12 protein-coding genes are annotated in these 17933 nt (G+C 59.4%); 3 read left to right on the top strand and 9 right to left on the bottom strand.

Going from position 1 to position 17933, the window contains the following annotated elements; translation table 11 throughout:
• Positions 1–8: 8 nt before the first annotated feature.
• From BBI10_RS16615 to BBI10_RS16575, 9 genes are all read right to left on the bottom strand, one after another.
• The gene (locus tag BBI10_RS16615) at positions 9–920 is read right to left on the bottom strand and encodes an ABC transporter permease subunit (RefSeq protein ID WP_065990185.1); all 912 of its coding nucleotides are present in this window, start codon (positions 918–920) and stop codon (positions 9–11) included.
• Between the two features lie 11 nt (positions 921–931).
• Positions 932–1942, bottom strand: a complete 1011-nt coding sequence (locus BBI10_RS16610; protein WP_065990182.1) for an ABC transporter permease subunit — start codon at positions 1940–1942, stop codon at positions 932–934.
• Positions 1943–2006: 64 nt separating this feature from the next.
• Entirely contained in the window at positions 2007–3614 is a 1608-nt protein-coding gene (locus tag BBI10_RS16605; RefSeq protein ID WP_065990181.1) for an ABC transporter substrate-binding protein, read from the bottom strand.
• Between the two features lie 95 nt (positions 3615–3709).
• Entirely contained in the window at positions 3710–5089 is a 1380-nt protein-coding gene (locus tag BBI10_RS16600; protein ID WP_065990179.1) for an OprD family porin, read from the bottom strand.
• 158 nt (positions 5090–5247) lie between these two features.
• A complete protein-coding gene (locus tag BBI10_RS16595) occupies positions 5248–6849 on the bottom strand; it encodes an ABC transporter substrate-binding protein (RefSeq protein WP_065990177.1) in 1602 nt (533 codons plus the stop codon).
• 351 nt (positions 6850–7200) lie between these two features.
• Positions 7201–8829 carry an ABC transporter substrate-binding protein gene (locus BBI10_RS16590; protein WP_065990175.1) on the bottom strand — a complete coding sequence of 543 codons (1629 nt, stop codon included), beginning with the start codon at positions 8827–8829 and terminating at the stop codon, positions 7201–7203.
• A gap of 283 nt (positions 8830–9112) precedes the next feature.
• On the bottom strand, positions 9113–10711 hold the full coding sequence (locus tag BBI10_RS16585; protein WP_065990174.1) for an ABC transporter substrate-binding protein: 1599 nt from the start codon (positions 10709–10711) through the stop codon (positions 9113–9115).
• Positions 10712–10823: 112 nt separating this feature from the next.
• Entirely contained in the window at positions 10824–12992 is a 2169-nt protein-coding gene (locus BBI10_RS16580) for an HET-C-related protein (protein ID WP_065990172.1), read from the bottom strand.
• A 250-nt stretch (positions 12993–13242) separates the two neighbouring features.
• Positions 13243–13959 (bottom strand): SIMPL domain-containing protein, encoded by a 717-nt coding sequence (locus BBI10_RS16575; RefSeq protein ID WP_065990170.1) that lies wholly within the window; start codon positions 13957–13959, stop codon positions 13243–13245.
• 207 nt (positions 13960–14166) lie between these two features.
• On the opposite strand from BBI10_RS16575, the gene BBI10_RS16570 reads away from it, so the two are divergent.
• The 3 genes from BBI10_RS16570 (at position 14167) to BBI10_RS16560 (ending at position 17817) form a co-directional block, all read left to right on the top strand.
• Complete coding sequence (locus tag BBI10_RS16570) at positions 14167–15423, top strand: ATP-binding protein (protein ID WP_065990166.1); 1257 nt, start codon at positions 14167–14169, stop codon at positions 15421–15423.
• Positions 15420–15980: a response regulator transcription factor gene (locus BBI10_RS16565; protein WP_065990162.1), complete on the top strand. Its 561-nt coding sequence runs from the start codon at positions 15420–15422 to the stop codon at positions 15978–15980. Before BBI10_RS16570 ends, BBI10_RS16565 begins: the two co-directional genes overlap by 4 nt.
• 100 nt (positions 15981–16080) lie before the next feature.
• Positions 16081–17817 carry an ABC transporter ATP-binding protein/permease gene (locus BBI10_RS16560; RefSeq protein WP_065990159.1) on the top strand — a complete coding sequence of 579 codons (1737 nt, stop codon included), beginning with the start codon at positions 16081–16083 and terminating at the stop codon, positions 17815–17817.
• Positions 17818–17933: the final 116 nt, after the last annotated feature.

Below are 17933 nucleotides of genomic sequence, written 5' to 3'. Positions count from 1 at the left end.
GGACGTCCTCAGGCGGCGTTCTTGAGTTTCGGGTCCAGCGCATCGCGCAGACCGTCGCCCATCAGGTTGATTGCCAGCACGCTGAGCAAAATGGTCAGACCCGGGAGGCTCACCACCCACCAGGCGCGTTCGATGTAGTCGCGGGCCGAAGCGAGCATGGTGCCCCACTCAGGCGTCGGCGGTTGTACACCCAGACCCAGGAAGCCCAGCGCCGCAGCGTCGAGGATCGCCGAGGAGAAACTCAAGGTGGCCTGAACGATCAGCGGCGCCATGCAGTTGGGCAGCACGGTGATGAACATCAGGCGCGGCAGCGTTGCGCCGGCCAGACGCGCGGCGGTCACGTAGTCACGGTTCAGTTCGCCCATAACGGCTGCACGGGTCAGACGCACGTAGGACGGCAGGGAAACGATGGCGATGGCGATGACGGTGTTGATCAGGCCAGGGCCGAGGATCGCGACGATGGCCACCGCCAGCAGCAGCGACGGCAGCGCCAGCATGATATCCATCAGACGCATGATGGTCGGGCCGAGGATTTTCGGGAAGAAACCGGCCAGCAGGCCCATGAGGATGCCCGGAATCAGCGACATCACCACCGACGACAAACCGATCAGCAGCGACAGGCGCGAACCCTGAATCAGACGCGACAGCAGGTCGCGGCCCAGTTCATCGGTGCCCAGCAGAAACTGCCATTGGCCGCCTTCAAGCCAGACCGGCGGGGTCAGCAGGAAATCGCGGTATTGCTCGCTCGGGTCATGGGGGGCAACCCACGGCGCGAACAGGGCGCAGAACACGATCACCAGCATGAACGCCAGGCCCGCGACGGCGCCTTTGTTCTTGGAGAAGTGCTGCCAGAACTCTTTGTAGACGGACGGGTAGAGCAGGCTTTGATCGACTGCTGCTACGGGAGTAGGTGTGCTCATAAAAAGGGATCTCAGCGCTGATGACGAATGCGTGGGTTGGCAAAGCCGTAGAGGATGTCCACCACGAAGTTGACCAGAATCACCAGGCAGGCGATTAGCAGGATGCCGTTTTGCACGACAGGGTAGTCACGGGCGCCGATGGCTTCGATCAGCCACTTGCCGATACCCGGCCAGGAGAAGATCGTTTCGGTCAGAACCGCACCGGCCAGCAGCGTGCCCACCTGCAGACCAAACACCGTCAGCACCGGGATCAGCGCGTTGCGCAGGCCGTGAACGAACACCACGCGAGCCGGCGACAGGCCCTTGGCGCGGGCGGTGCGCACGTAGTCTTCACGCAGGACTTCGAGCATCGAGGAGCGCGTCATCCGGGCGATGACCGCCAACGGGATGGTACCCAGCACGATGGCCGGCAGAATCAGGTGACGCAGGGCGTCCATGAACGAACCTTCTTCATCGCTGAGCAGAGTGTCGATCAGCATGAAGCCGGTTTTGGGGGGAATGTCGTACAGCAGGTCGATACGTCCCGATACCGGGGTCCAGCCCAGGGATACCGAGAAGAACATGATCAGGATCAGGCCCCACCAGAAGATCGGCATCGAGTACCCCGCCAGGGAGATGCCCATGACCCCATGGTCGAACAGGGACCCTCGCTTCAATGCCGCAATCACACCGGCCAGCAGCCCGAGAATGCCTGCGAAGATCAGCGCCGCAATCGACAGTTCCAGGGTTGCCGGGAACAGCGAAGTGAATTCGGACCACACGCTTGTGCGCGTACGCAGCGATTCGCCCAGGTCGCCATGGGCGAGCTTGCCGACGTAATCGATGTATTGCGCATAAAGGGGTTTGTTCAGGCCAAGACGTTCCATGGCTTGGGCGTGCATTTCCGGATCGACCCGGCGTTCACCCATCATGACTTCGACAGGGTCGCCCGGAATCAGGCGAATCAGGGCGAAGGTCAGCAAGGTGATGCCGAAGAAGGTGGGTATGAGCAACCCCACTCGGCGAGCGATAAAACTAAACATCTTCTCGTGTACCTCATCAGGTACCGGCAGGTCTCTGGGTAGCAGAGCCCGCCGGATTCTTCTTCTACTTCACTTGGGTGGTAGCGAAGTTATTAGTGGTGAGAGGGCTGATGTGGTAACCCTCCACGTTGTTGCGCATTGCAGTGAACACCTTGGTGTGGGCCATGCTGATCCACGGCAGGTCCTGATTGAAGATCACTTGAGCCTGCTCGTAGAGCGAAGCGCGTTCGGCCGGGTCGGTCTTTTCCCGAGCCTGATCGATCAACGTCTGGAACTTCTGATTACACCAGCGCGCGTAGTTTTCGCCGTTTTTGGCGGCCTCGCAACTGAGCAGTGGGGTCAGGAAGTTATCAGGGTCGCCATTGTCACCTGACCAGCCGGCCGACACCATGTCGTGTTCGCCGTTTTTGGCACGTTTGAGCATTTCGCCCCATTCCATGACGCGTATATCTAACTTAATGCCGACTTTGGCCAGGTCGGACTGCATCATTTGTGCGCCCATGGCCGGATTAGGGTTGGTCGGACCGCCGCCGTTACGGGTGAACAGGGTCAGCACGGTGCCTTCCGGAACGCCGGCTTCCTTGAGCAGGGCGCGCGCCTTGTCCAGATCGTGGGCAGGGTTTTTCAGGTCTTTGTTGTAACCCAGCAGCGTGTCCGGATACGGGTTCACGGCGACGGTGGCATTGTCCTTGCCGAACAGCGCTTTGACGTAGGCTTCCTTATCAAACGCAATCTCGATTGCTTTACGCACGCGCACATCGCTCATGTATTTGTGCGTGGTGTTCATGGCGATGTACGCGGTGGTCATCGAGTTCAGCTCATCGACCTTGAGGTTCGGGTCTTTCTTGATGTTCGGAATGTCGTCCGGCTTCGGGTACAACGCAACCTGACACTCGTTGGCCCTGAGCTTCTGCAGGCGCACGTTGTTGTCGGTAGCGATGGCGAAGATCAGGGTGTCAGCCGGCGGCTTGCCACGGAAATATTCCGGGTTGGCCTTGAAGCGGACCTGAGCGTCCTTGGCATAGCGCTGGAAAATAAACGGACCGGTGCCGATGGGCTGGCTGTTGAGGTTGCCGGTCTTGTTCGCTTTGAGCAGTTGATCGGCGTATTCCGCCGAGTACACCGAGGCAAAGGCCATGGCGACGTCAGCCAGGAACGGCGCTTCGCGGCGTGTCAGGGTGAACTTGACGGTGCTGTCGTCCACTTTCTCGACGCTCTTCAGCAGCTCTTTGAAACCCATGCTCTCGAAGTACGGGTAACCGACCTCCGACTGTTTGTGCCAAGGGTGGTTGGGGTCCAGTTGACGCTGGAAGCTCCAGACCACGTCATCGGCGTTCATGTCGCGGGTCGGTTTGAAGTATTCGGTGGTGTGAAACTTGACGCCTTTGCGCAGATGGAACGTGTAGGTCAGGCCGTCATCGCTGATCTCCCACGTTTCCGCCAGTGCGGGAACGATCTCTGTGGTGCCCGGCTTGAAATCCACCAGACGGTTGTAAATGGTTTCCGCCGACGCATCGGCGGTCACGGCGGTGGTGTAGAGCGCCGTGTCGAAACCTTCCGGGCTGGCTTCGGTGCAGACCACCAGAGGCTTGGCCGATACGCCGACCGCGACGCTGAATACCGCCAGTGCGATCGCGCTGCGCAATGTTGCGAGTTTGAATGTCGATTTCAAGTAACGCACTCCGCAAGTGATGAAGCCATAAGTGAGTCGGTATCGGGCCACGAAGTTCGGTAAACCGCACCTTGAGGCCCGATCGATCGTGCTGATTACATAATGTTGAATGGAATGGTGGTCACCAGACGGAACTCGTTGATGTTGCCGTCGGCCTGGTTGGCGCTCGCGCGGTGCGTGGTGTAGGTCGCACGCATCGTGGAGGCCTTCAGCGGGCCGGACTGCAGGGTGTACGACGAGCCGACACCGTATTCGTAGTGATTTTCGCCGTCCATGCCGCGGACATCGTAAGCGGTGCCTTTGTAATGGGTGCCGTCGATGTCGAAACCGCGCGCTTGATAGATGTTGAATTTCAGACCCGGCACGCCGTAGTCAGCCATGTTCAGCAGGTAGCTCAGCTGCACCGACTTCTCGTTCGGGCCGTTGAAGTCCGACAGCAGGGAGTTGGCCAGGAAGATGGCGTTGGTGTCGTGGACGTAGTCGAAGTAGGTGTCGCCTTCGACTTCCTGGTACGCGACGCTGAAACTGTGCGCCTTGTGAGTGGCGGTCAACGACAGGCTGTACGTGTCGTTGTCGATCTCGCCCATCTTCTTCTGACCGGAATCCTTGGTCTTGTAGTAGTTCAGGTTGGTGCTCAGGCCCAGTACATCGGGGTCACCCAGTTCGTGGGTGAAAGCGAAGTAGTACTGATGCCAGAAGTCTTCGACGTTGGACGCGTAGAAGCTGGTGGTCAGGCTTTTGAAGGGTTTGTAATCAACGCCCGCCATGTCAACTCGATCGGCGGTGGCGGTGTTGTTGGTGTACTCGGAACGGAACTTGGTCAGGCTCTGTTCGGTACGTGGCGATACGCGGTCGAAGCTGCCGGCCTGGATCGAGATGTTGTTGAACTCTTCACTCAGCACGCTCACCCCTTCGAAGCTCGAAGGCAGCGCACGGTTGCCGATGTAAGCCAGCACCGGGGTGTTCATCGACTGACGGCCGGCGGTCAGGGTCGTGTTGGAGACGCGCGCCTTGATGTTGCCCAGGCCCAACTTGCTCCACTGTCCAACAGGGTCACCATTGTTTTCGGTCAGCGTACGGTTGGCGCCGCCCATCAGGTCGTCTTTGTCACGGTCCAGCGCGACGGCGTTGTAGACCGCCATTTGCGTGGCGAAGCCGACAGTGCCCTGGGTGAAGCCCGAGCTGTAATCAACGATGGTGCCCTGAACCCAGTTGATCCGGCGCGGGTCACTGTCGACCACAACGCCGTTCTCGCTGCGGCGGAACTCGCCGCCACGGCGCAGCAGTTCGTTGGCGTACCAGTTCTTGGTCGAACCGGTCAGTTTCGAGTCTTCCAGAAAGCCCTTTGCTTCGCCCTGGAGGTTGGTGGTGGCCAGTGTGGTCGGAACGAATTCCTGACTGGTCGGCTCTGCCTGGGCCGCGACGCTGATGGCGAGGACGGATAAGGCGAATACAGCGGTGCTGGCTTTTTTCACGTTCTGAAGCTCCCGATTGCTGCTTTTTTAGAGGCGGGCTTTTTATGGTGTAGCCCGCTCGGTGGTGCGGCCCCATGGGCCATTTTCTTGCCTATCCGGCGAAACGCGGATAAAGCGATGCCAAAGGGCGTGGTTGCGCCCCCAGGCATGTTTTTGAATCAGTCGGCGATGCTGACGCCCGAGAAGTTGTTGCGGTTGAATGGGCTCACCAGGAAACCTTGCACTTCCTTGCGCATCGGCTGAATCACCGTCGAGTGGGCAATCGGCGTAATGGGCACCTGTTCTTTCAGGTAATGCTGAGCCTGTTTGTACAGCGCGATCCGCTGGTCTTTGTTGGTGTTCGAGACGGCCGCCTTGACCAGGGCGTCGTATTTCTCGTCGCACCACATCGAGTAATTATTGCCGCCGATGGACGCGCAGCTGTACAGCGTGCCCATCCAGTTGTCCGGATCGCCGTTGTCGCCGGTCCAGCCGATCAGCGAAATGTCGTGCTCGCCGTTCTTGCTGCGCTTGAGGTATTCGCCCCACTCGTAACTGACGATGGTCGCCTTGATGCCCACCTTGGCCCAGTCGGCCTGGAGCATCTGGGCCATCAGCTTGGCGTTGGGGTTGTAAGGGCGCTGGACCGGCATCGCCCACAGGGTCAGTTCGGTGCCTTCCTTGACGCCGGCGGCGCGCAGCAACTCGCGGGCTTTTTCCGGGTTGTAGGGCGCGTCCTTGACCGTGTCGTCGTAAGACCACTGCGTCGGTGGCATGGCGTTCTGGGCCAGTTGCCCGGCGCCCTGGTACACCGCCTCGATGATCGCTTTCTTATCCACCGCCATGTCCAGCGCCTGGCGAACCTGCAAGTTGTCCAGCGGGGCATGGCGGACGTTGTAGGTAATGTATCCGAGGTTGAACCCAGGCTTTTCGATGACCCTCAGGTTCTTGTCCTCTTTGATCGATTCAACGTCCGCAGGGCGCGGATTCAAAGTGACCTGACACTCGTTCTTTTTGAGTTTTTGAACCCGCACCGACGCATCTGTATTGATCGCAAAGATCAACTGATCAATCTTGACCCGACTCGGGTCCCAAAACTGTTTATTTTTCACGTAGCGAATTTGCGAATCTTTTTGATAGCGCTGAAACACAAACGGGCCGGTGCCAATGGGCGCCTGGTTAATGTCGCGCACATCACCCGAAGCCATCAGTTTGTCAGCGTATTCAGCAGACAGAATGGACGCAAAGTTCATCGAAACATTCTGGATGAATGCCGCATCAACGTTGTTGAGCGTGAACACTACGGTCATCGGGTCGGTCTTTTCCACCGACTTGATGTTTTTGTCCAGGCCCATGCTGGTGAAGAACGGGAACTCCGTCGGATAGGCCACGCGGAATGGATGGTCCTTGTGCAGCATGCGATTGAAGGTGAACAGCACGTCGTCGGCATTGAAATCGCGCGTGGGCGTGAAGAGCTTGTTGCTGTGGAACTTGACCCCTTCGCGCAGATGGAACGTGTAGGTCAGGTTGTCAGGGGAGATGTCCCAGCTCGTTGCGAGAGCAGGTACCACGGTGGTCTCACCCCGTGCGAACTCGGCTAAACGGTTGTAGATCGGCTCGGCGGCATCATTGTCAGTGCCCGAGGTGTACTGACCGATATCAAACCCGGCCGGGCTGCCTTCCGAACAGAAGACCAGGCTTTTGCTGGCGGCCTGAACAACGGGCGTCATAGCCAGGAGGCCAGCGGCAATAAGTGACGGCATAACGATAGTTGGACGCATGATATTCCTTATCGTGAGAGGCGCATTAAATGGCAATGCCTGCGCAATCCATGGCAATCGTTTGCGCAAATGGAGAGTCAACACCTGATACATCTCACTGTTCAAGATAGACAACGGACTGTATTTGCGGCTTGTCAGAAGGTATGTCTCTGGCGCCCCACAGTCCATAGTTACGCGTGCTTCAAAGTTTGTAGGAAAAGTGCTTATCGTAAGTAGGCAGGGGCTGTCGGACAGGCGCTAGCCGCCAATCGCTACGCATCTAACGATAGTCAATTTCATTTAACGATCGAGCACATAACAACGCGATCGCGTCGCCTTGGGGCAACGCGACCGAGTGGTCATCTGGACGTATTACTTGCCGCTGACGCTGACGCCGTAGAACGAGTTCAGACCGAACGGGCTGATCTTGAAGTCCTGAACTTCCTTGCGCATTGGCTGATAAACAGTCGAGTGAGCAATGGGGGTCATAGGCACGGCATCTTTGAGCAGATGTTGAGCCTGCTTGTACAGCTCGGTGCGTTTGGCCTGATCGGTGGTTTCCTTGGCCTGATGGATCAAGGTATCGAACGGCTTGTCACACCATTTGGCGAAGTTGTTGCCGTTGAGGGCGTCACAGCCAAACAGAGTACCCAGCCAGTTGTCCGGGTCACCGTTGTCGCCGCTCCAGCCAATCAGCATGGCGCCGTTTTCGCCCGCCTTGGCGCGCTTGATGTACTCGCCCCACTCGTAGGACACAATCTTGGCGTTGATGCCGATCTTCTTCCAGTCGTTCTGGAGCATCTCGGCCATCAGCTTGGCGTTCGGGTTGTAAGGACGCTGAACCGGCATCGCCCAGAGGGTGATTTCGGTACCTTCCTTCACGCCCGCCTGCTTGAGCAGGTCCTTGGCCTTGGCGACATCAAACGGTGCATCTTTGATCGTAGTGTCGTAGGACCATTGGGTCGGCGGCATGGCGTTGGTGGCCAGTTGGCCTGCGCCCTGATACACCGCGTCAATGATAGCTTTCTTGTCGACGGCCATGTCCAGCGCCTGACGTACTTTCAGGTCAGCCAGCGGGTTCGGCTTGTCTTCGCCCTTGATCTTCGGCATCACGTTGTAGGCGATGTAGCCCAGGTTGAAGCCGGCCTGATCAGGCATCTTCAGCGCGGGGTCAGCCTTCAGCGGAGCGAGGTCAGCCGGACGTGGGTAGGCGGTGATCTGGCATTCGCCTTTCTTCAACTTCTGCGCACGAACCGAGGCATCAGTGGTGATGGCGAAAATCAGGTTGTCGACTTTGACGTCTTCAGGCTTCCAGTAGTCCTTGTTCCCGGTGAAGCGGATGTTGGAGTCTTTCTGGTAGCTCTTGAACACGAACGGGCCAGTGCCGATCGGCTTCTGGTTGATGTCTTCCGGTTTGCCTTGTTTGAGCAACTGCGCGGCGTATTCAGCGGACTGAATGGAGGCGAAGCTCATCGCCAGGTTCTGGATGAAGGCAGCATCGACGGTGCCGAGGGTCATTTTGACGGTGTGATCGTCGACCTTCTCGATCTTGGTGATGTTGGTGTCCATCGCCATGTCGGTGAAGTACGGGAATTCGGTCGGGTACGCCTTACGGAACGGGTCGTCCTTGTTGATCATGCGGTTGAACGTGAACAGCACGTCATCGGCATTGAAGGTACGCGTCGGTTTGAAGTAGGGCGTGGTGTGGAATTTCACACCTTCACGCAGGTGGAAGGTGTAGGTCAGGCCATCCGGGGCAACGTCCCAGCTGGTGGCGAGGCCTGGAATGACAGCGGTGCCGCCACGTTCGAACTGGCTCAAACGGTTGAAAACGGTCTCGGCCGAAGCATCGAAGTCGGTACCGGTGGTGTATTGACCTGGATCGAAACCAGCAGGGCTGCCTTCGGAGCAGAACACCAGACTCGATGCTGCATGGGCGAAGGGAGCGCTGGCGATCAAACCTGCGCCGAGAAGAAACGGAATGACCGCTTTTTTGAGCATGGTGGCCTCAGTTGTTGTCATTTTTTGATTGAGGGTACGGCCTTTTGAGCCTGTCCCACGGATACTTATGCAGGCGCCATACCCAAAGCAAGATGTTGGCGCCAGCGAGGTGACAAACAGTGGCACGAACGTACACGAATGTCGCATAAGTGTAATTTCTGACGCTCTTGAACGTTTGCGTGTCGCATATCGATATCTTTGCAGCACCAAAAGGGTGCATCGCAACGTGGCGATTGCACCCGCTTCGGTCATCAAGTGTTACTTCGCTGTTGGTTTGTCCTGATTATTTGGTCAGGCTGACGCCGTAGAAGGGGGTCAGGCCAAACGGGCTGAGTTTGAAATCCTGAACCTCGTTGCGCATCGGCTGAAATACTTTGGAATTGGCGATCGGGGTGATCGGCACGTCCTTTTTCAGGATGTTCTGCGCCTGCTGGTACAGCTTGATGCGCTCATCGCGGTTGCTGGTCAGCTTGGCCTGGGTCACCAGTTTGTCGTAGCTGGGGTTGCACCATTTGGCGTAGTTGCTGCCCTTGACCGCGCCACAGCTGTACAGCACGCCGAGCCAGTTATCGGGATCGCCATTGTCACCGGTCCAGCCGTAGATCATCACGTCATGCTCGCCCGCCTTGGCGCGCTTGATGTACTCGCCCCATTCGTAGCTGACGATGTTGGCCTTGATGCCGATCTTCGCCCAGTCCGACTGAATCATCTGCGCCGACATGCGCGCGTTCGGGTTGGACGCGCGCTGCACGGTCATCGCCCACAAGTTGATCTGCGTGCCCGGTGCAACGCCCGCCTCCTTGAGCAGCTGCTTCGCTTTTGCCGGATCGTGGGGCGCGTCCTTGATGTTCGGATCAAAGCTCCACTGCGCCGGTGGCAGAGCGTTCTGTGCCAACTGCCCGGCGCCCTGGTACACCGCCTTGATGATGGCCGGCTTGTCGATGGCCATGTCCAGCGCCTGACGCACCTTCAGTTGATCGAGCGGGGGATGAGTCACGTTGTACGCCAGAAAGCCCAGGTTGAAACCGGCCTGGCTCAGCACCTTGAGGTTCGGGTCCTTCTGCGCTTCTTCGATGTCCTGCGGGCGCGGATACCCGCTGATCTGGCATTCGCCGGTCTTGAGTTTCTGCAGGCGGGTGGCGGCGTCGGTATTGATCGAGAAGATCAGGTTGTCGAGCTTCACGTCCTCCGGCTTCCAGTATTCCGTGTTGCCGACGTAACGGATCTGCGCGTCTTTCTGATAGCGCTTGAACACGAACGGCCCTGTACCGATCGGCTTCAGGTTGATGTCGCCAGCCTTGCCCTGCTTGATCAGTTGCGCCGCGTATTCAGCCGATTGAATCGAGGCGAAGCTCATTGCCAGATTCTGGATGAACGCGGCATCGATGTTGTTCAGCTTGAAGCGGACGGTCTGATCGTCGACCTTTTCGACCTGCTTGATGGTGGTGTTCATGCCCATGTCAGTGAAGTACGGCGACTCGGACGGGTACGCCTTGCGGAACGGGTCATCCGGGTTCAGCAGGCGGTTGAAGGTGAACAGCACGTCATCGGCGTTGAAGTCGCGGGTCGGTTTGAAATAGTCCGTGGTGTGGAATTTCACGCCAGGCCGCAAGTGAAAGGTGTAGGTCAAGCCGTCGTCGGACACGTCCCATTGGGTTGCCAGGCCAGGCTCGACGTCTGTGCCGCCGCGCTTGAACTGGGTCAGGCGATTGAAGACGGTCTCTGCTGACGCATCGAACTCGGTGCCGCTGGTGTACTGGCTGGGATCGAAACCGGCAGGGCTGGCTTCCGAGCAATACACGAGGGTGCTGGCCGCCTGGACCGAAGGAACGCAAAGTGCCATAGCCGCTGCCAAGAGCAGGGGTTTGAAGGATGTGTCCATGTGAACCTCATTAAGTGCGGCACTCATGCCTGAATTCATCGACAGGATGATAGACAGCCAAGAATGCCGCACGGCTCACTCGGGCAACAAGCCTCGGAAATTCATAAGCTTATTACTTGATGATTTGCTGCAGGTCTTTCCACCACGTGGTTTCGGACGCCAGCTTCATGAACCCTTCCTCCAGATACCGCTGAAGGCGTGACGGCGCAGGCAGCTTGGTGTTTAGCACCTCATTCAGGTAGTTCTGACTGTCCTTGATGAGCGTGTTCTGAATGGCGCGGAGCTCGTCGATCGCCAACTGCTGGGTTCTGTCCAGCTCACTCTTTGATTCACTGCGCGCCACTTCCGCCGGATTGCTGGCCGCCCATGCGTTGACGATCGGGTATTGCCACTCGCTGTCGGCCGGGTGGCAAAAGAAGGCCGATGCCACAGCGACCGGGTCTGCGCCAGGTTTGCCCTCCCAGTAGTCGACCATGGAACGCGCGACCCTGCGCACGGCTTCGGTGGCAAGCAGCGCCGCCAGATCGTGAAGCGGGTGTTCAGCGTGATCCTTGGAGAGTTGTGAGTGGGTGGGCTCGATGTCTGGATCTTCGTTTGGATCGCTGCCCAGCAGCGTTTGTGCATCGTCGACGCTGTTGCCGATCCAGGTCAGAACGCCTTGCGCTGCGCTGTTGTAAGCATTGATCAAAATGGCTGCCGGGGTGTTGAGCAGCCAGCGGTAGAGCCTGAGCGTATCCACACCGACCGCCTGAGCGAGCGTCACCATGCCGTCCCTGGCCGTGAGCAGCGCGTTGAATGCAGTGAAGTAAGCCTGTTCGGGATGTTCGCTCAGCAGTATCAGCATCACTTTGTCCCGGTCCGAGCGATAACCCGGCTGGGAGATTTCAAACTGCAGCTCTTCGGTGGAGAAGAGGATCTTGCCCAGGGGGCCTGCCAGACTGGCGACCACGTCGGTGGCCCCGAACGTGCCTGTGACCAGGGGCAGATTCCATTTGACGTGAACAGGCGTTGTCCACGGCAGAACCCTGACATGCCCGGCCTTGATCAGGCTCAGCTCCACGAAGTTCGAATGGGCGAACAAGTCTTCGACCACATGCAGTGCGGCGCCGAAGCTGCGCAGGCCGTCGAGGGAACGGCCGTGTTTCATGGCCAGCCGCAGCTCCTGCTCCATGTAGCCGACCGCATTACCGATGTAGCGCTTCATCGACGTGGCGAGCTCGGCACCCAGGGATGGGTCGCCGGGCAGCACCCAGGCTTCAAAGTCCGGATCACGCACTTTCGGGTCCGGGAACGGCGGATCGATGACCAACGGATTGTCGATGTGCTCCGTCGGCCGATAGACACCCAGCTTCTCCGGCGTGACCTTCATTTCGTTCGGGTAGCGCATCCGCAGGTCGATGAATTTTTTCGCCGCCAGCACGTCGACCAGACGGGTCCAGGCGTCGCGCGACAGCGTCGCCGGGAATTCGCCCGGCATGTCCGCCGCGCGGGTGATCTTGGGATCAACGACCTGAGAGTAATCCCGTAACCAGTTGCCGAAGTAAACGGCGTCGATTTCCATTCGGCTGAGCTTGAAGTCCTGCAGCACCCATTCGATCGTCTGGTGAGTGCTGCCTTTGGTGTCAGTGCCCGCTTCGAACGCCTCACGATCAGAATGGGCGTGCGATGGCTCGAAGCGCAGATCGGTCGAGGCCAGATAGTCGCGAATGGCTTCGCAGGCTTGCTTCCAGGAAATCGCGTAATGACGCTCGGTGGAGGTCTCTTCGGCATACGTGGCGAAGGTCATGTCGTCTCGCGACGGGGAGACTGTTTCGGTCAACCACAAGGTAAACAGATGGCCCTCTTCGAACGGTGCATCGGTTGCCACTGGCGCGTGCTCATCGGTCAGTTCCCGGCGCAGGACGTTGTCGATGTGGTGACCGAATTCGTGGAGCAGTGCCGTCAACAACCACCAGTAGTGCTGCGGATTGGCGGTCGTGCGAGCGAAGAAAGCCCAATCGACGCGGATGACACGCTCGCGGTTGTCGTAGTCCGCTTCGAAGCCCAGATCCCGGGAGAGGAGGACCCCAGGGTTGTGTACTTCACCCGCCAGCAGCTTGTCCTGCAGATTCGTGTAGCGGTGAGGCGGGATGTCGTTGCCGAAGACGTTGCTCATCTTCAGGGCGAAAGAATCTGGCGCGAGTTTTTCGGCCACTTGGGTCAGCAGGTCCAGCGCGAACGTGCTGCGTAACGTGCCGGTGGTCATGTCGACCGGGATGAGGGGTTGAGCTTGAAAAGGCATGATCGGATTCTTCCTTGAATCATTAGCTGTGCACGGCCGTGCCCTGTGGATCAGGCGGCCTTAGGTGCGTGTTGAGGGTGAGTGTTGCCGGGGACAATTCTATGTATTCCGGCCAGCGTGGAAATCGGTCGAATCGCCCTGAGGCGTAGGAGACAGGGGGCGCGCTGATGGGGAAGGGGCCACGGGATGGCCGGAAAAAGTGGGAGCGTGCGAGGGAAAGAGCGGCAGCCACCGGCTGCCGCCGCGTGCATCAAGGGATAGCGACTTCGATGACACCGTCTGCTGCGACGCTGACCTGGCTGGTGCCGGCTTCGACATCCGGCGTTGGCGCGGCGTCGGCACGCGCGGCCTTCATCATCATGACCGGCGCGCGCAGGTACGGCTGCGGGAAACCGGAAGTGTTGAGGTTCAGGTTGACCAGCTTGTAGCCGGTGCCGCCCAGTGCGTCGGTCACCAGTTTTGCGCGGGCGCGGAAGGCGGTGACGGCGTCCTTGAGCAGCGCGTCCTCGCTGGTCTTGCGCGCGGGATTGGAGATCGAGAAGTCCATGCCGCCCATCTTCATGTCGCCGCCCAGCAAGTCGCCGGTCAACTTCGACAGGGCGGCAAAGTCGGCGCTTTCCAGGCGAATTTCCGCATGCTCACGCCAGCCGGTGATCTTCTGGCCTTTGTCGTCGTAGACCGGGTAGCTGTTGCGGCTGCCCTGACGAATGTTGATGTCCTTGACCTGACGCGCTTCGCCCAGGGCCTTGTTCAGGGTTTCAGTAACGCCGGCCGCCAGTTTGGCGGGATCGGTGTTCTGCGCTTCGGTGTACAGCGTGACGGTCATCAGGTCGCGCTGCACTTCCTGGCTGACCTCGGCACGGACCGAAACCTGGTTGTAGTGAACGTCGTCGGCGAGGGCAGGGGTGCTGGCCAGCGCGAGTGCGCCGAGGGTGAGCAATGTGGCAGTGGGGCGAAGGCTGAACATAAAAACTCCTTGTTTGGCGAACCGTCCCGAGGCGTGTGGCAAGCCCTTGGCGGACGGATGCCCATGAGACTGTGAACCCGTAGGCTTGTTCCTGCGCCGTCTGATAGGCCTCAAATGAATGTGGCGCTTTGACGCACTTTGACGGCAACTGTTGTCGCATTGGTTATACTCGCTCCGATTCGCCTGGAGCGCTCATCAGGAGAGCTCATGCTCGCCCCCTTGCAACTGCTTTCCGCTACCCGTCAGAACCTCTGGCGCCTGACCTTCATCCGTATTCTGGTGCTGGGTGCGCAGGCCGGCTCGGTGGGGTTCGCCTACCTGTTCGATCTGCTGCCGCTGCCCTGGCTGCAGCTGGACATCACTCTGGGTTTTTCGGCGATCGTCTGCCTGCTGACGGCCATCCGCCTGCGCACCTCGTGGCCGGTGACCGAGCTCGAATACGCGGTGCAATTGGCGTTTGACCTGTTTATCCACAGCGCGCTGCTGTACTTCTCCGGCGGCTCGACCAACCCCTTCGTTTCTTATTATCTGGTGCCGCTGACCATCGCCGCGGTGACGTTGCCGTGGCGTTACTCGCTGATCCTGTCGGGTATCGCACTCGCGCTGTACACCCTGATGCTGGCCAAGTTTTTCCCGCTGGATGCCTTCGTGGCCCGCGAGAACATGCAGATCTACGGCATGTGGCTGAGCTTTGCGCTGGCGGCCGGGGTGATCACCTTCTTCGCCGCGCGCATGGCCGAAGAGCTGCGCCGTCAGGAACACATGCGTGCCTTGCGCCGGGAAGAAGGCGCGCGCGACCAGCAATTGCTGGCGGTGGCGACCGAAGCTGCCGGGGCTGCCCATGAACTCGGCACGCCGCTGGCGACCATGAGCGTGCTGCTCAAGGAAATGCAGCATCACCACAAGGACCCTGCGTTGCAGGAAGATCTTTCGGTGCTGCAGGACCAGGTCAAGCTGTGCAAAGAGACGCTGCAGCAACTGGTGCGCGCTGCTGAGGCAAATCGCCGGCTGTCGGTTCAGGAGCAGACCGTCACGCACTGGCTCGATCAGGCGCTCAACCGCTGGCACCTGATGCGCCCGGAAGCCACCTACCGCTTCCAGCGCCTGGGGCAGGGCGATGTGCCGATGCTGGCGCCGCCGCCCGATCTGACCCAGGCGCTGCTGAACCTGCTGAACAATGCCGCCGATGCCTGCGCCGAAGGGCTCGAGGTGAATCTGGACTGGACCGCCACCGAGATTCGCATCAGCATCCGCGATCATGGCGCCGGCGTTCCGTTGGCCATCGCCGAGCAGATCGGCAAACCCTTTTTTACCACCAAGGGCAAAGGCTTCGGCCTTGGCCTGTTCTTGAGTAAGGCCAGCGTGACCCGCGCGGGCGGCTCGGTGAAACTCTATCCTCACGAGGAAGGCGGCACGCTGACCGAGCTGCGCCTGCCCCGTGACGCACGAGGAGATGAAGCATGACTGACGAAATCCAGGTTGAAGGCGAAGAACTGCCGCACCTGCTGCTGGTGGACGACGATGCCACCTTCACCCGCGTGATGGCGCGGGCCATGGCGCGCCGTGGCTTCCGCGTGAGCACCGCCGGTTCCGCTGACGAGGGCCTGGCCCTCGCGCAGCAGGACATTCCGGACTACGCCGCCGTCGACCTGAAAATGGAAGGCGACTCGGGGCTGGTGCTGTTGCCCAAGCTGCTGGAACTGGACCCGGAAATGCGCGTGCTGATCCTGACCGGTTATTCGAGCATCGCCACGGCAGTCGAAGCGATCAAGCGCGGCGCCTGCAACTACCTGTGCAAACCCGCCGATGCCGATGACGTGCTGGCAGCGCTGCTCTCCGAACACGCCGATCTGGACACCCTGGTGCCGGAAAATCCGATGTCGGTGGACCGCTTGCAGTGGGAGCACATTCAGCGCGTGTTGACCGAGCACGAAGGCAATATCTCCGCCACCGCCCGTGCGCTGGGCATGCACCGACGCACCTTGCAGCGCAAGTTGCAGAAGCGCCCGGTCCGTCGTTAAGCACGGACAGCTTCTTAAACATTTATTCATGGAAGATCGTCTGTGGCGTCTGGCACATTGGCGCCAACGCCTATAACTGCCCGCTGCCGAGCTTTTTGCCATGAATTTTGATGTAGACGAATCCAGGGTCAATGACGCTGTAAACGGGAGTTTCTTTTCCCGGGTCTGGAAGCTGGTCACGCCTTACTGGCGCAGTGAAGAAAAAGGCATGGCCTGGGTGCTGCTGATCGCAGTGATCGTACTGTCGCTGTTCAGTGTCTTCATTTCGGTGCTGGTCAACAGCTGGTACCGCGACTTCTACAACGCGCTGCAGAACAAGGATCTGGGGGCCTTCACGCACCTGATTCTGTATTTCTGCGGCATTGCCGCCATCGCCATCCTCGGTGCCGTGTATCGCTTGTATTTGACCCAGATGCTGACCATCCGCTGGCGTCGCTGGCTGACCGAACAGCATTTCGCCAAGTGGCTCGCGCACAAGAATTACTACCGGCTGGAGCAGGGCGGTTACACCGATAACCCTGACCAGCGTCTGTCCGAAGACCTCAACAACTTTACGTCCGACACCCTCAGCCTGAGCCTGGGCCTGCTGCGCACCGTCGTCAGTCTGGTGTCGTTCTCGGTGATTCTGTGGGGCGTGTCCGGCAGCATCGAGCTGTTCGGCATCACCATTCCCGGCTACATGTTCTGGGCCGCACTTATTTATGCAGCGGTGGGCAGCTTGTTGACTCACCTGATCGGCAAACGCCTGATCGTGCTGAGCAACCAGCAACAGCGATACGAAGCCGACATGCGTTTCTCGCTGGTGCGCGTTCGCGAGAACGCCGAAAGCATCGCCCTGTCCGATGGCGAGGCCAACGAGAACCAGCGCCTGAGCGCGCGTTTCGGCATGGTCTGGAGCAACTTCTGGACGATTATGAAGGTGCAGAAGCGCCTGACGTTCTTCACCGCCGGTTACTCGCAGATCGCCATCGTTTTCGCCTTTGTCGTGGCCGCGCCGCGTTACTTCGCCGGCAAGATCGAACTGGGCGAGCTGATGCAGATCAACTCGGCGTTCGGCAATGTGCAGGAGAACTTCAGCTGGTTCATCGACGCGTACACCCAACTGGCGTCGTGGCGCGCCACCTGCGATCGTCTGCTCAGTTTCCGTCAGGCCATGGACGAAAACGAAGCGCGCGTGCCGGCCATCAAGGTCAGTCACGAGGGCGATGCCTTGCAGCTCGAAGGCCTCGCGCTGTCCCTCGCCGGCGGTCGCCAGTTGCTGAACAACGCAAACATCAGCATTGCCGCAGGCGAGAAGGTAATGCTCAGCGGCCGCTCCGGGAGCGGTAAAAGCACACTGCTGCGGGCGATGGGCGGGTTGTGGAAAGAAGGCCACGGTGCCGTGAAGTTACCGGCAAAACGTGCCTTCTTCCTGCCGCAAAAACCGTATCTGCCGATCGGCACGCTGCGGGAGGCGCTAAGTTATCCCCAGGCGCCCGAAGTCTATCCTGCCGAGCGCTTTGCTGAAGTGCTGGAAACCTGCCGCCTCGGTCATCTGATCTCTCGACTGGACGAGACCGAGCACTGGCAGCGCATGCTGTCGCCGGGCGAGCAGCAACGTGTCGCGTTCGCCCGCGCCCTGTTGTTCGCGCCGGACTGGTTGTACCTGGACGAAGCCACCTCAGCGATGGACGAGGAGGATGAAGCTGCGTTGTATCAGGCGTTGCTGGACGAGTTGGCGGGCGTGACCTTGCTCAGTATCGGCCACCGCAGCAGCCTCAAGCGCTTCCATCGTCGGCACGTGCGCATCGACGGCGGTCAGTTGCATGAGCAGCCGCTCACCGAAACGGCATTTTGAGCGTAGAGTGCTGAAGCGATAAAGTGTCGTAAACAAGGCGCCTCACCGGGGTTGTTGTGTGATCACACAACCTGGTGAGCTATCATCAGCGTTCAGCGTATTTAGAGATGCATGTT

The organism is Pseudomonas graminis (genome assembly GCF_001705435.1).
GTDB classification, from domain to species: Bacteria; Pseudomonadota; Gammaproteobacteria; order Pseudomonadales; family Pseudomonadaceae; genus Aquipseudomonas; species Aquipseudomonas graminis_B.
Note: the sequence above shows the minus strand (reverse complement) of the source record. Positions and strands in the feature narration are given on the sequence as shown.

Coding starts and splice junctions, on each gene's coding strand:
- BBI10_RS16585 (WP_065990174.1), bottom strand. CDS start 10,711: ATGGACACATCCTTCAAACCCCTGCTCTTGGCAGCGGCTATGGCACTT.
- BBI10_RS16615 (WP_065990185.1), bottom strand. CDS start 920: ATGAGCACACCTACTCCCGTAGCAGCAGTCGATCAAAGCCTGCTCTAC.
- BBI10_RS16565 (WP_065990162.1), top strand. CDS start 15,420: ATGACTGACGAAATCCAGGTTGAAGGCGAAGAACTGCCGCACCTGCTG.
- BBI10_RS16580 (WP_065990172.1), bottom strand. CDS start 12,992: ATGCCTTTTCAAGCTCAACCCCTCATCCCGGTCGACATGACCACCGGC.
- BBI10_RS16595 (WP_065990177.1), bottom strand. CDS start 6,849: ATGCGTCCAACTATCGTTATGCCGTCACTTATTGCCGCTGGCCTCCTG.
- BBI10_RS16575 (WP_065990170.1), bottom strand. CDS start 13,959: ATGTTCAGCCTTCGCCCCACTGCCACATTGCTCACCCTCGGCGCACTC.
- BBI10_RS16610 (WP_065990182.1), bottom strand. CDS start 1,942: ATGTTTAGTTTTATCGCTCGCCGAGTGGGGTTGCTCATACCCACCTTC.
- BBI10_RS16570 (WP_065990166.1), top strand. CDS start 14,167: ATGCTCGCCCCCTTGCAACTGCTTTCCGCTACCCGTCAGAACCTCTGG.
- BBI10_RS16560 (WP_065990159.1), top strand. CDS start 16,081: ATGAATTTTGATGTAGACGAATCCAGGGTCAATGACGCTGTAAACGGG.
- BBI10_RS16590 (WP_065990175.1), bottom strand. CDS start 8,829: ATGCTCAAAAAAGCGGTCATTCCGTTTCTTCTCGGCGCAGGTTTGATC.